This is a genomic window from Streptococcus mitis, from assembly GCF_003942865.1.
Lineage (GTDB): Bacteria > Bacillota > Bacilli > Lactobacillales > Streptococcaceae > Streptococcus > Streptococcus mitis_BI.
Map to the genome: position 1 here is coordinate 51,844 of NZ_RJNZ01000006.1, position 13,032 is coordinate 64,875.

At 40.1% G+C, this 13,032-nt stretch carries 13 protein-coding genes; 1 reads left to right on the forward strand and 12 read right to left on the reverse strand.

Annotated features, from left to right (window positions below):
* Position 1: 1 nt before the first annotated feature.
* From D8845_RS05665 to pbp2b, 12 genes are all read right to left on the reverse strand, one after another.
* On the reverse strand, positions 2-787 hold the full coding sequence (locus D8845_RS05665; protein ID WP_125452784.1) for an RNA-binding protein: 786 nt from the start codon (positions 785-787) through the stop codon (positions 2-4).
* Positions 784-1,047, reverse strand: a complete 264-nt coding sequence (locus D8845_RS05670; protein WP_000576496.1) for a YggT family protein — start codon at positions 1,045-1,047, stop codon at positions 784-786. The genes D8845_RS05665 and D8845_RS05670 overlap by 4 nt, the downstream gene beginning before the upstream one ends.
* Entirely contained in the window at positions 1,047-1,580 is a 534-nt protein-coding gene (locus D8845_RS05675) for a cell division protein SepF (protein WP_125452785.1), read from the reverse strand. Before D8845_RS05675 ends, D8845_RS05670 begins: the two co-directional genes overlap by 1 nt.
* A 9-nt stretch (positions 1,581-1,589) precedes the next feature.
* Positions 1,590-2,261 carry a YggS family pyridoxal phosphate-dependent enzyme gene (locus tag D8845_RS05680; protein WP_125452786.1) on the reverse strand — a complete coding sequence of 224 codons (672 nt, stop codon included), beginning with the start codon at positions 2,259-2,261 and terminating at the stop codon, positions 1,590-1,592.
* 4 nt (positions 2,262-2,265) lie between these two features.
* Positions 2,266-3,522, reverse strand: coding sequence for a cell division protein FtsZ (gene ftsZ, locus D8845_RS05685; protein WP_125452787.1), 1,257 nt, complete (start codon positions 3,520-3,522; stop codon positions 2,266-2,268).
* 17 nt (positions 3,523-3,539) lie between these two features.
* Positions 3,540-4,919: a cell division protein FtsA gene (gene ftsA / locus D8845_RS05690; protein WP_125452788.1), complete on the reverse strand. Its 1,380-nt coding sequence runs from the start codon at positions 4,917-4,919 to the stop codon at positions 3,540-3,542.
* 214 nt (positions 4,920-5,133) lie between these two features.
* Entirely contained in the window at positions 5,134-5,838 is a 705-nt protein-coding gene (locus D8845_RS05695; RefSeq protein ID WP_125452789.1) for a TIGR02206 family membrane protein, read from the reverse strand.
* A gap of 90 nt (positions 5,839-5,928) precedes the next feature.
* The gene (locus D8845_RS05700; RefSeq protein ID WP_125452790.1) at positions 5,929-6,540 is read right to left on the reverse strand and encodes an NUDIX hydrolase N-terminal domain-containing protein; all 612 of its coding nucleotides are present in this window, start codon (positions 6,538-6,540) and stop codon (positions 5,929-5,931) included.
* Positions 6,527-7,900 carry a UDP-N-acetylmuramoyl-tripeptide--D-alanyl-D-alanine ligase gene (locus tag D8845_RS05705; protein WP_125452791.1) on the reverse strand — a complete coding sequence of 458 codons (1,374 nt, stop codon included), beginning with the start codon at positions 7,898-7,900 and terminating at the stop codon, positions 6,527-6,529. Before D8845_RS05705 ends, D8845_RS05700 begins: the two co-directional genes overlap by 14 nt.
* Positions 7,901-7,984: 84 nt before the next feature.
* Entirely contained in the window at positions 7,985-9,028 is a 1,044-nt protein-coding gene (locus tag D8845_RS05710; RefSeq protein ID WP_125452792.1) for a D-alanine--D-alanine ligase, read from the reverse strand.
* A gap of 172 nt (positions 9,029-9,200) precedes the next feature.
* Positions 9,201-9,797 carry a recombination mediator RecR gene (gene recR / locus D8845_RS05715; RefSeq protein WP_000966754.1) on the reverse strand — a complete coding sequence of 199 codons (597 nt, stop codon included), beginning with the start codon at positions 9,795-9,797 and terminating at the stop codon, positions 9,201-9,203.
* 10 nt (positions 9,798-9,807) lie between these two features.
* The gene (pbp2b, locus tag D8845_RS05720) at positions 9,808-11,865 is read right to left on the reverse strand and encodes a penicillin-binding protein PBP2B (RefSeq protein ID WP_125452814.1); all 2,058 of its coding nucleotides are present in this window, start codon (positions 11,863-11,865) and stop codon (positions 9,808-9,810) included.
* A gap of 239 nt (positions 11,866-12,104) precedes the next feature.
* On the opposite strand from pbp2b, the gene D8845_RS05725 reads away from it, so the two are divergent.
* Positions 12,105-12,956 (forward strand): MurR/RpiR family transcriptional regulator, encoded by an 852-nt coding sequence (locus D8845_RS05725; RefSeq protein ID WP_125452793.1) that lies wholly within the window; start codon positions 12,105-12,107, stop codon positions 12,954-12,956.
* Positions 12,957-13,032: the final 76 nt, after the last annotated feature.

A 13,032-nucleotide genomic window follows, 5' to 3' on the forward strand; every position in this document is an offset into this window, starting at 1 on the left:
CTCACTTACTTAATAATAATTGGACCGTTAATTTCTTTTTATCTTTTTTTGTTTGCCCATTATCTCTAACGAGTTTCAATCGACCAAATTTCCTAACACTAATTAAATCACCAACTTGAACTGCATAATCTGATTTTTCAACTAAATGGTAATTCACTTGGACTGCCTGTTTTTCAATGAACTGACTTGCCTGATTTCTAGATAGCTTGAAGACACCTGCTAGAAAAACATCTAATCTAGAACTAGCGATACAAATATCTAATTCTTGATAATCTTCTACTGTAGCAATTTTCTCAGTAAAATCCCGTTCTTCTAGACGAACCGGTAAACGAGCAATTTTCGTAATGCCGTCTTGAAAAAGGAGCATAAACTGTCGATTAATGATAATCTGTGCTCTCTCTTCGTTGACTAAGATATCACCAAATAGCTTCCTATCAATTCCTAGCTGATTTAAAACAGTTCCTAATATTTTTGCATGCGTTAGGCGTTCAAACTTATTAGGATAGACAATTTCTTGCAAGGAAAGCTCAAAATCAGAGAATTCTGGCTCAAAATAATCAGGATACAGGAGAACCCGTACATATTCAGTTTCAAGAAACTGCTGACTGCTCATGTAGGAGATGCCGTTGGTTGATGCTAGCACCTTTAAAATCTTTTCTTGATGGGGATTTACAAAAGGTGTTAAAAAAGGAGAATAAGAATCTTCTACCTTTTTTATCCATTCTACTCCCTTATCAATAAAAGACGAATCATTCTTAGAAAAATGTTGATAAATCATCTTGTTCATAGAAAGATCACTAAAAGTCGAATCAACTGCTCCCCTAGGAAGTGAACTAGTAATACCGCAATCCAGACAGACAAGTCAAGACCTGCAATCTGGAGGGGTAAACGTTGCAAGGGAGCTACTATCGGTTTCACTAAACTAATAATCAAGCGTCCAAGACGTGATTCATAAGCATTGGGAAACCAAGACATCAGAGCAAACACGATTAAAATCAGTGAATAGATATCCACTGCATTTTGAACAAAACGAATGAGAAAGATCATTATCTCACTCTCGTACGTTTCATATCAAAGCCAAATTCACCATTTTGTGATTCATCTGGAATTTTGATGTCTTCAATATTGACGACAACATCAACTGGTGTCAGCAGGTACATAGTAGATACTACTTTTTTCATGTTACCAGCTAAAACGTGACGCGCCCCATCCAGATAATCCAAACAACGACGTGCTTGAACTTCTGTCATATATTGGAAATCAATCAAAATACTTTCGTTACCAGCTAATAAATCAACAATATCTGTGGCATCTTCGTATTTACGTGGATAACGAACATCAATTGTCACCTTATCAGTAGAACGTTGACTTTGCATAGCTAACTCTTGTTGACGGGCATGAAGACGAGTGATGTTTTTATCTTTAGATGGCGTGCTACCAGCTTGTTGAGGCAACTCTTGTACAGAAGGGACTGGAGTCACAATCGGCTCTTCAGCTTTAGGCTGATATGCAGTACCAACATCTTCTCCATCTTCTGTAAAATAATCTATAAATTTATCAAATCTATCTTTTAAAGACATATTTCTTTCCTATTTAAAAAATGCTGTACCAATTCTGACAAATGTTGAGCCAAATTCAATCGCTTCCTTGTAGTCACGACTCATACCCATACTCAAGTCCGTCATTGGCATATTGGGAATTTGTTTTTCTCTAATTTCTAGTTGCAAATCCTGCGTAGCTTTAAAAATCTCTTTCAACTCATCACTACTAGCTTCAAAAGGGGCCATGGTCATCAAGCCGACATATTCAATTTTATCTAAGGTGGCCAATTCTGGCAAGAGCTCTAATAGTTCTTCCCTTGAAAAACCATGTTTGCTCTCTTCCCTTGAGATATTTACTTGTAAGAAACACTTAACAACTCGGTCACTTCTTTTCTGAATTTCCTCTGCTAGCTTTAATGAATCCAAAGCGTGGAAATAATCAACATACTGAATGACATCTTTGACCTTACGTCTTTGTAAGGTTCCAATCAAATGCCAGATAATATTTCTGTCTTTTAAAGCTTCATATTTCTCAAGAAATTTATCCACACGATTTTCACCAATATGATGCACACCTAGCGGAAGCAAAGCCTCCGCTGTCGGTACGTCTACATATTTTGTAACAGCAACAACCGAAACAGAATTGGCTTCTCTTCCTGACTGCTGACTTGCATCTTTTATTTGTTGAAAAACACGTTCTGTATTTTCTTTCAAATTCATTTACTTAACGATTTTTGAAAAATGGAGGAGTGTCTAATTCATCCTCATCGTGTAAAGATGGCGATTCGAAACGTTCAACTGGTGATACCACTGAGTCAGTTGGTCGAACAATTGTCTCACGACGTAAGTCCCAATCACCAAATGCTGAAGTTTGAGAAGTTTCTGTACGGCGAGGTGCTGGACTTGGAATTTCTGCAGTTTCAGCCATATCAAAGTGACGATTATGATTGTGTGCATGACTTGGGCTTGTTTGTTCATGACGAACTGCTTGTCTTGGTGCATGGCCCACAACCTTTTCAACACGATCTTGACGAACACCAGTCGCTACAACTGTAACACGGATTTCATCTTTCATGTTTTCATCGATAGATGTTCCGAGCCAGATGTTCACTCCTTGACCAGCCGCTTGGTTGACGATTTCTGAAGCTTCTTCTGCTTCAATCAAAGTCAAGTCAAGACCACCAGTAACGTTGACGATAACATCCTCAGCACCATCAATAGTTGTTTCAAGAAGTGGTGAGTAGATTGCCTTACGAGCTGCTTCTACCACACGTTCTTCTCCACTACCGATACCGATACCCATTAAGGCATTCCCTTTATTTGCCATAACTGTTTTCACATCGGCAAAGTCAAGGTTAATCAAACCAGGATTTGTAATCAAGTCCGTAATCCCTTGAACACCTTGGCGAAGTACGTTATCTGCTTCGCTAAGAGCTTCAAGAAGTGGAGTTTTCTTATCAACAATTTCAAGCAAGTTGTTGTTTGAAATAATCAATAGAGTATCTACATGCTCACGAAGTTGATTGATTCCTTCTACAGCGTACTGACCACGTTTGCTTCCTTCGAAACCGAAAGGACGTGTTACAACACCAACTGTAAGAGCACCTAAATCTTTAGCAATGCGGGCAATAACAGGAGCTGCACCAGTACCAGAGCCACCTCCCATACCTGCAGTAATGAAGACCATATCTGCTCCAGTAATAGCTTGAGTCAAGGCTTCTTCGCTTTCTTCAGCTGCCTTTTGACCAACTTCAGGTCGACCGCCAGCACCCAAACCACGAGTCAATTTAGGGCCTAACTGAATTACAGTCTCAGCTTTTGTACTACTCAAAGCTTGTACATCTGTGTTTGCTGCGATAAATTCTACGCCTGCAACACCTTCGTCAACCATGCGGTTAATGGCGTTACCACCACCTCCACCAACACCGATTACTTTAATAACTGCACCTTGAGCTGCTGCTGTATCAAATGAAAATGTCATAGTTTATTTTTCCTCTTTTATTCATCAAACATGCTTCCGATTAAGCCACGGAAACGATCTGCGATTTTTGGTTTATTTTGAGAAGATACTTTATCTTCTTTCGGAGCAACTACGTTCGTAGAAGCTGATTGCTCTACCTCAGTATTTTGAACTGGTTGAATAGGGGTCGGTTGTGCTACTTGCGTAACACGTTGAATCATCCCACCAAAATTAATAGGTTGGTGACGCAAAGTATCTTCACCCTTGACTGCTCGTTGCGCTAACAAATTCACTTCAGTCAATTGACCAGCAAATTCAGACAAGCTAATCACATGAGCGAAGGCAGGATTACGGATTCCAACTTGATTTGGAACGTAAAGTTTGACACCAACGCCAAAAACTTCCTGTGCAAGTTCTACAACACCTGGTAAAATAGCATTTCCACCAATCAGAACAATCCCACCTGGAAGATCCAACAAATGTCTTCTTTCCAACTCTTGTTTGATTTGTTCAAAAATGTGTTTAATGCGAGCTGAAATAATCTCTGCTAGATATCTTTCTGTAACTTCTACAGGTTCTACTTCACCAATCACTTCAACTTGGAAGGTTTCATTGCTAGCAAGTGATGGGTAGGCTTCACCATAGTTCAATTTCAATCCTTCAGCTAGTTTTTGTGAAGTCTTCAAAACCTTAGAGATATCTTTTGTGACATAATCTCCACCTTCTTGAAGAATATTTGTAAACTGGAGTTCTTGGTTACGGATTGTAGCAACAGTTGTTTGACCTGCTCCCATATCAATCACAGTAGCTCCAAATTCACGCTCTCCTTCGTTCAAGACTGAACGAACCAAAGCCAATGGTGAAATAATAATATTTTCAACCTGAACACCTGAGCGCTCAACTGTCTTGCGTAAATTGTGAAGAATAGTACGGGGACCTGTGTAAAGTAAGCCACGCATTTCAAGGCGAACACCCATCATGCCACGTGGGTCACGAATACCTTGGAAACCATCTACGATAAATTCTTCTGGAATAAAAGTGATGACTTCACGATCTGGTGTCATACTCTTTGTCAAGGCTGATTTAACAACATTTTCAACATCTTGATCTGTAATTTCTTTTGTATCAGATGTAACTGGAATCATTCCTTGAGTTGGTTCTACCTGCAAAAGATTTCCAGGCAAACCAACATTCACTGATTTGATTGAAATGCCAGCTTTCTCTTCTGCTTGGGAAATAGCTGACTTGATAGCAGTTGCTGCTGCTTCAATATCAACGATAATCCCATCCTTTACACCTTTACTCTTGGCATTACTTACACCAATTACATTAAGTTCACCATTTCTAAGCTCGGCAACCAATACCTTAATCGAATTAGTTCCGATATCTAAGCCTGTAAAAAAACCATCTCTAGCCATTACATCGCATCCTCTCTCTTCCAAGTTTCAAACTTCTATTCAATATAGCTAAAATAGGGCATAGCTATTCACAGAATATTATAACACAAAAAATCCAATCGTGCTTAGTTTTTCCTAAATTTACTTACCATTTTTTCACATTCGCTCATCAGCTTTTTTTATTTTCCAAACAAGTTATAAAAAATCAGATTTATGAAAAAAAGAAAGCTTAAAATCAAGCTTTCTTTGCAATCATTTTTTCTGCTTCTTGTGCTAAAAATAGTTCCAAGATTTTCTTAGTCAAAGTTATTGCAGCAGACAAGGCTATAGAAACAATCAAATAATTAGCTACTAAGCCATGGTCTCCAACCAATGGTGGTTTTGTCAAGAATCCGTAATCTCCACCTGTTACTAAATTGACCACAAAAATCAAGGCATTTAGTGCAAAGGTCATGAGAAAAATTCCCTTCACATCCAGCAATCGCGCATTATACTGTCTCAATAGATAAACTAGAGAGTTCCCCAAGAGAGCTAAGTGGCCAAAGATAAAAGATAAAATCGCAATATGTGGGAAAGGATAGGCATCTGGCACTGGATAAACAAAGGCTGCTAATGTCCCAAATGTTCCTAGTAATGCAAAATACTGCCTATATTTAGACTGACCAGGAAGCAAAAGCACCACAAACATAGCCATACGGCAATGGTAAAAAGGTAGGCTTTCTGACAACGGCATATGATTGACCCAGTACCAACCATAAAGGAGGATCAACTGAACCGCCTGCAAGATTTGGAAAAATCGTTGGCAAGCCTTCTTTTCACGATAACGATAGGCTGTATAAAAGGTCAAAGCTAAAAGCGTAAATAGGCTAACATACCAAAAAAGGTCAAATTTAGGCGGCTCGGTCGCCTGAGTCGTAAAGAAAATATCCCATAAATTCATCTAGTATTCCTCATGATTCAAAATTTTCCTGCATTTTATTATACCATGCTATTTGTCAAAAATGAATTTAGAAATACGATAATCATCTTCTTAATCAAGATATTGCTCCCTCTGACCTTGATAAACCTGCCAAAGAATCTCTATTTGCTCCTTGGTAATGCGTTTTTCAGATAAGGCTGGCAGTTGGTCAATGGCAAAAAATTGAAGGTCAGCAATTTCTTGATTTTTTTGGAATTGTCCATCAAGAAGCTTACATTCAAAAACAAACTTTGCATATTGCTTGCTCTGTAGTTGGAAACGATTTGTATCAAAAACAGCTAGTAGTCTTTCAACTTTGGCTTTGAAACCGGTTTCTTCTTCAACTTCCTTGAGAATATTTTCAGTTGGTGAATAACCGACCTCGCCAAAGCCACCTGGCAAAGCCCAATCATTCTCTCCTTGTCCCCTAACCAGACAAATTTTTTCATCCTCAACTATCCAAGCACGGACGTCCATTAAAGGAGTCGCATAAGCGGAGGTCGGTTTCAAGAGTTCTGCCACTTCGTCTGCATCAAGGTCTGATACCTGATTCAACATTTCAGATAACAGACTTCGCAAGTCTTCGTAGCGCTCACGGTCAAAAGGATCCTTTGTAAAGGTTAGTCCAGTATCTGTAAGAGCAATCATTCTTTGAAGATACTTAGCAAAATCACTTGTCTTCATTTTCTAAACTTTCTACCAACTTAGCTAGATTCATAGAGTTAGAGCCTTTGAGTAGGATTTGGTCATTGACTCCAAGGCTTTCTTTGACCTGCTTGACTAGGTCTTCAAATTGGTCTTGGTCTTCTGTTTTCTTGAAGTAGTAAACGTGGCCAATTGGGAACATTTGACTGGCCAATTGGGCCAATTCAGCAATGTCTGCTCCATAGAAAAAAACGGTATCAAGCACATCTGGAGAAAGGCTCAAAATCATCTGGTTATGGAGTTGAATAGACTGGTCACCAAGCTCCTTCATATCCGCCAACACTGCAATTTTCTTGCCACCTTCATTGGCTGGAATGGCAGAGAAAGTCTCTAAAATCAGCTTCATAGCAGTTGGATTGGCATTATATACGTCTGACAGGATGTCTGCTCCATTGGCTGCTTTCTTCCACTCGGTACGGTTACGCGTCAATTCAAGGTTTTGGAAGGCCTTATGAATTTGCTCCTCTGAAACTCCTTCTTGTAGGGCAACATAGGATGCAATCATAGCATTGGTGGCATTGTACTTACCAGTCACTGGCAAATCAAGGGCTTGCTCCAAGAAATTGGCCTTAAAGGTCAAACTATCCTTACGCTCAACCAAGTCTGTGATTTCCAACTCTGCTCCTTGCCCAAAACGGACTACCTTTTTATCAGTTGGCAAGTAGTCCTCTACAATAGTGTCAGCTGGCGCTAAAAGCAAGGAACCAGGTGCCATCCCATCTGCAATTTGCATTTTCCCTTTAGCAATTTCAGAACGGTCTTTGAAAAAGGCCAAATGGGCTTCTCCAACCAAGGTCACGATGGCTGTTTTTGGATGAGCCAATTCAGACAAAAGATGAATATCTCCCAAGTGATCCTGCCCCATCTCCAAGACCAACTTTTCTGTTCCTTCAGGCATATGGAGAACTGTGTAGGGAAGGCCAATCTCGTTATTATAGTTTCCTTGTGTTTTGTAGGTTTTGTAGGTTGTTGATAGCAAGTGCGCCAACATATCCTTGGTCGTTGTCTTGCCGTTTGAACCTGTAACTGCAAAGACATCAACTGCCGTTTTTTCAAGATAGTAAGCTGCGAGGGTTTGAAAGGCTGTCAAGACATCATCTACTAGAATATAGGGATGATTTGCAACCTCTTTCTCAGACAGGGTTGCTGCCGCACCATTTTCAAAAGCTGTTTCGATAAAGTCATGACCGTCACGCGCACCTTTGAGGGGGACAAATAAATCTCCTGTCGCAATCAAACGACTGTCAAACTCAGCATTTTCCAACTGAGCATCCTCAAAGATGCTGATATCATTTTTAGCTCCTACAACTTGGGCCACTTCACGTATTGTTAATTTCATTTCTACTCCTTTAAAAAGGGTCGAAGTCCGAGAACTCTGATCACCTTGCAGTGATGGTTCTGGCTCCTACCCTCTCTTTCATTTTTATAGCAAATGCGCTTCGCGCTTGTCAAAACTTTCCTTGGCAAGGTCAACCAAACGCTCGATTAGTTCTGGGTAACTGATTCCCATATTGTCCCAAAGTAGTGGGTACATTGACCACTGGGTGAAACCTGGCATGGTATTAAGCTCGTTTAGGAAGATCTCTCCCTTATCTGTATAGAAGAAATCGCAACGAGATAGACCTAAACCACCAATGGCACGGAAGGCAGTTTCTGCATTTTGACGCATGACAGCTACCACATCATTACTGATTTTAGCTGGAATATCCATGGTAATCTTGTTGTCAATATACTTGGCATCGTAGTCATAAAAGGCAACATCCTTGACTACTTCTCCTGGTAGCGTACTCTTGACAGCGTAGTTGCCCAAGAGTCCAACCTCGATTTCACGAGCATTTACCCCTTGTTCTACCAAGACACGGCTGTCATATTGGAAGGCAAGTTTCAAAGCTTGACGGAGTTCCTCTTGATTTTCAGACTTAGAAATACCGACACTTGACCCCATGTTTGATGGTTTTGTGAAGACTGGATAAGTCAATTTTTCTTCAACTTCGGCAATTTTAGCAGTCACATCATCACCTTCGACAATGGCCACATAAGGAACTTGGGCAATACCGACAGATTCTAACACACGCTTGGTCGTGATTTTGTCCATGGCAAGGCTAGATGACAATATGTTACAACCAACATAAGGCATTTTCAAAACTTCGAGGAAGCCTTGAACAGAGCCATCTTCTCCCATCGGACCATGGAGGACTGGGAAGACAACTGCCCCTTCTTCGTAAATAGCACTTGGTGCAACCTGCTTATCCCAATCAATGGTTTCATTGGTCATGAGACGGTCTTCTTGCCCCGGAGTCTGGCTAAATTCTTGCGTTTTAATAAAGTCACCTGACTGGCTGATGAAGAAAGTCTTGACTGTGAAACGGTCGTAGTTGACCGCACGCATGACACTTTCAGCTGAAAGAACAGAGACTTCACGCTCTGCACTACGTCCACCGTATAAAAGAATAATCGTTTGTTTCATATTATTTGTTCCAATTCTAATAGAATACTCGTTCTTTAGTATATCATATTTGCTTCTTTTTTGAAACTTGAACCTGATACTGGTCTTCAATAAATCTAAAAAGAGACCGATAAAACAACTGTCGGTCTCCGTGATTTTTGTATAAATGAATTGAGTGTTGATTTGTCTAGACTTACAACTCTGTTCGATTTTCAATGGCTCGTAAGAGCGTCACTTCATCCGCATACTCAATGTCCGCTCCGACAGCGAGACCTCGTGCTAGACGCGTAACCTTGATACCAGCTGGCTTGAGCAAACGTGAAAGATACATGGATGTCGCTTCACCATCTGCTGTAGCATTTGTTGCTACGATTACCTCTGAAACTTCACTATCCATAAGACGAGTCATGAGGCTCTTGAGATTGATATCATCTGGACTAATACCATTCATGGGAGAAATGAGTCCATGCAAGACATGATAGAGTCCATGGTATTCTTGGATATTCTCCATGGCTGCCACATCGCGACTATCTTCGAGAACTAAAATCGTTGTCTGGTCACGAGTCGGATCGGTACAGATAGAGCAAGGATCGTCATCAGTCAGGCGACCGCAGATGGAACAGTAGGTCAGCTCTCTCTTAGCAGAAAGGAGATTTTTAGCAAATTCATTGACATCGTCATCAGACATTCCAATAGTATAGAAGGCCAGACGGGTAGCCGTCTTAATCCCGATACCCGGTAACTTAGAATAACTGTCAATTAGCTTAGCAATAGGTGTTGGATAAAGCATATGTTCCTTTCTAATTCATTGGATGATGTTGGTTATAGAGGTTGATAATGTCGCGCGCAATGGAAGGTCCGACACCATTTGTAAGGTTGGTGTTATGAGGAAAGACAACAGCTACAGCGATTTGAGGATTATCTGATGGTGCATAGGCCACAGCATTGGTATTGTTAGCTTTTTGACCACCCTCAACATAACTTTCGGCAGTACCTGTTTTTCCACTAATGGATACCGCTGCGCCATTTGAAAAGGCACGACCTGTTGTCAGAGCACTCCCTCCGTGAGAAACTTGATAAAAACCTTGTTGGAGGATGGAAACATCAGACTCAGAAATATTAATTTTATTCATTTCCTTGGTATCAATAGATTGAATTAAATCTCCTAAACCACCTTGTTCATTATTTCCATAAATCCCCTCGACAATGTGAGGTGCAATCCGAACACCGTTGTTGGCAATAGTTCCAACGTACTGGGCCAATTGCATTGGGGTGTAGTTATCAAACTGACCAAAGGCATTGGTAATGTAATTAGCAAAATTATACTCTTTTGGTATAAAACCAGTTGACTCATCTGGAAGGTCAATGCCTGTTGAGGCTCCAAGACCATATTCCGCAAATGTCGAACGAAGTTTCCCCATAGCGGATTCTAAATTGTTAGTTAAAACAAACATATTGGGTTGATAGGTCTGACCCATAATGCCCAAAGCGGTTTGAACCATATAGGGATTAGAAGAATACTCCAAGGCTTCCACCGCTGTAATCGGGAATGAACCGTAGGCCTGAGTGTACCAAGAATTAATCGGAGCTGAACCTTGGAAGACAATCGGTTGCTCTGTCAAGGTCTGGTTCCCTGACAAGACTCCATTTTCCCAACCTGAGCTGATGGTCGCCGCCTTAACAACAGAACCCGGGACAAAGACATCGGTTACTGTTCCCAAGGAATCAGGTGTTAAATCTCCCGTTTTCAAGTCATGTTTGAGTCCTGACATAGACAAAACCGCACCTGTTTTTGGGTTCAAAGCAACTGCATACACACCTTCTGAATACTTGGCTCCTCCGTTTCCCAGTTCGGAATTGAAATAACTCTTAAGCAGATTGTCCACGCTATCTTGGAAGGCCAAATCAATAGTCAGTTTAATATTATTCCCTTTGGTACCATCTTCGATATTTTCGACACTTTCCATATTGCCATACTTGTCTAGATGGATTTCCTTCACCGAGCGTTTTCCTTGCAAGGTTTCTTCATATTGTTTTTCTAGATAAGAGGTTCCAACACGGTCATTTAGAGAATAACCCTTTTTGATATAAGCATCTGCTTCTTCAGCTGGAAGACCGGCTTTTTCACTGGATACACTTCCTACAATTGAAGACAAAGAAGTGTCTAGGACTTTTCTATCCCATGAAGTAGAAATGCTAATTCCTGGTAAATCCTTGGAGGCTGAGGCGACAAGAGCAACCTGTGTATCATCTAAAGAATCCGTTGCGATTGTTCCTGTAGCAAAATTTTCAACAGTATTTAGCTGACTAAATAAATAAATTTCTTTTTTCTGATCATCCGTATAGTTGAGCTGACTCACATCAACACTTTCCACTGCATTGTTGTAAAGAGTTGCTTCCGAAAGAAGATTTCCATCCGAATCCAAACGCTTATCACGTGGCAAAGCATCGACTATTTTTTTATAAATTTCTTGGTCAGCCAAGTAATAATCAGCAATCTGACGGTCTGTGAGATTAGGAGAGCTGACATTCACATAAGTAAGAAGTTTTTTTGCAGTCTCTTTGAGTTCAGCTGCCGTCATCTTGTTAGTCCTTGTAAAAGACACAACTTGCTTGATGGTATTTTCAACAAGAGGTTTCCCCGTTGCATCGTAGATTTGTCCACGGGCCGAACTAGTTGTCACTCTCGTTTGACTTGCTGATGCTAATTTCGTTTCATAAAAGTCTTTATTTAATACCTGCATATAAAGAAGACGACCAATAATCGTCATGAAAAGCAAGATAACTATTCCAAATAGTAGATTAAGTCGAATCGGAATCGAATGACTATTAAATTTTCTCATACAACCATGTCTCATTTCTAGAAAAATTTCCATCTTCCATCCCATTTTCACTAAAAAATATAAAACTTGAAAGAAGATTATTACTCTTCATTGTATCATATTTTAAGGAGAAACTCTTAGAAAAATCGATACCTTTTTTTGACTTTTAATTGAAAATGGCTTTTTATGTTTTTATCTATTCTTCTATGATATAATGATAATAATAGTTAGGGAATTGTCAACTTCTAAGCGGTTGACTCATGAAAAGGAGCCCCATGAATAAGCCAGACATTGCATCCATTATCGATTTTCATTTTGAAGAATTAACAGATTTAGAGCAAGAAATCGCTCGTTATTTTTTGCAAGCTGAAACCATTCAAGATGACCTTTCCTCCCAACAGGTCACTCAAAAATTACATATCTCTCAAGCTGCTCTGACCCGCTTTTCTAAAAAGTGTGGTTTTACAGGCTATAGAGAATTTATTTTCCAATACCTGCACCAAGCAAAGAAACAGGAGACTCATTCTCACAATCATAGTCCTTTAACCAACCGAGTTCTTCGAAGCTATAGTCACATGCGGGAACAAACACAGGACTTGATTGACGAAGAACAACTAGAACGAATCGCCCAGTTAATCGAAGATGCTGATCGTGTCTACTTCTTTGGAACAGGTAGTTCTGGACTTGTCGCTCGTGAAATGAAATTGCGCTTCATGCGTCTGGGTGTGGTCTGCGAGGCTTTAACCGACCAAGACGGTTTTGCCTGGACAACCAGCATTATGGATGAAAATTGTCTAGTACTTGGTTTCTCACTCTCTGGCTCAACTCCTTCTATTTTAGATAGTCTATTGGACGCTAAGGAGATGGGTGCAAAGACTGTACTCTTTACAAGTGTTCCCAATAAAGATAGTCAGGCCTATACGGAGACTGTTCTTGTAGCCAGCCACAGCCAGCCTTCCTACATTCAACGAATATCCGCTCAACTTCCTATGCTCTTCTTTATTGATTTGATTTATGCCTACTTTTTGGAAATCAATCGTGAAAGCAAGGAGAAAATCTTTAATAGCTATTGGGAAAATAAAAAACTCAATGGCTATCGTAGACAAAAACGTGTAAGAAAATCCTAGTTTGGTCTAGCCAAACTAGGATTGTTTTGTCTTAATACTCTTCGAAAATCAAATTCAAACCACGTCAGCTTCGCCT

Excerpts from the sequence above, each read along its gene's own strand:
- D8845_RS05670 (WP_000576496.1), bottom strand. The coding sequence starts at position 1,047 with ATGATCTTTCTCATTCGTTTTGTTCAAAATGCAGTGGATATCTATTCA.
- D8845_RS05705 (WP_125452791.1), bottom strand. The coding sequence starts at position 7,900 with ATGAAATTAACAATACGTGAAGTGGCCCAAGTTGTAGGAGCTAAAAAT.
- D8845_RS05675 (WP_125452785.1), bottom strand. The coding sequence starts at position 1,580 with ATGTCTTTAAAAGATAGATTTGATAAATTTATAGATTATTTTACAGAA.
- ftsA (WP_125452788.1), bottom strand. The coding sequence starts at position 4,919 with ATGGCTAGAGATGGTTTTTTTACAGGCTTAGATATCGGAACTAATTCG.
- D8845_RS05695 (WP_125452789.1), bottom strand. The coding sequence starts at position 5,838 with ATGAATTTATGGGATATTTTCTTTACGACTCAGGCGACCGAGCCGCCT.
- ftsZ (WP_125452787.1), bottom strand. The coding sequence starts at position 3,522 with ATGACATTTTCATTTGATACAGCAGCAGCTCAAGGTGCAGTTATTAAA.
- D8845_RS05680 (WP_125452786.1), bottom strand. The coding sequence starts at position 2,261 with ATGAATTTGAAAGAAAATACAGAACGTGTTTTTCAACAAATAAAAGAT.
- D8845_RS05700 (WP_125452790.1), bottom strand. The coding sequence starts at position 6,540 with ATGAAGACAAGTGATTTTGCTAAGTATCTTCAAAGAATGATTGCTCTT.
- D8845_RS05665 (WP_125452784.1), bottom strand. The coding sequence starts at position 787 with ATGAACAAGATGATTTATCAACATTTTTCTAAGAATGATTCGTCTTTT.
- D8845_RS05710 (WP_125452792.1), bottom strand. The coding sequence starts at position 9,028 with ATGAAACAAACGATTATTCTTTTATACGGTGGACGTAGTGCAGAGCGT.
- recR (WP_000966754.1), bottom strand. The coding sequence starts at position 9,797 with ATGCTTTATCCAACACCTATTGCTAAGCTAATTGACAGTTATTCTAAG.
- D8845_RS05725 (WP_125452793.1), top strand. The coding sequence starts at position 12,105 with ATGAATAAGCCAGACATTGCATCCATTATCGATTTTCATTTTGAAGAA.
- pbp2b (WP_125452814.1), bottom strand. The coding sequence starts at position 11,865 with ATGAGACATGGTTGTATGAGAAAATTTAATAGTCATTCGATTCCGATT.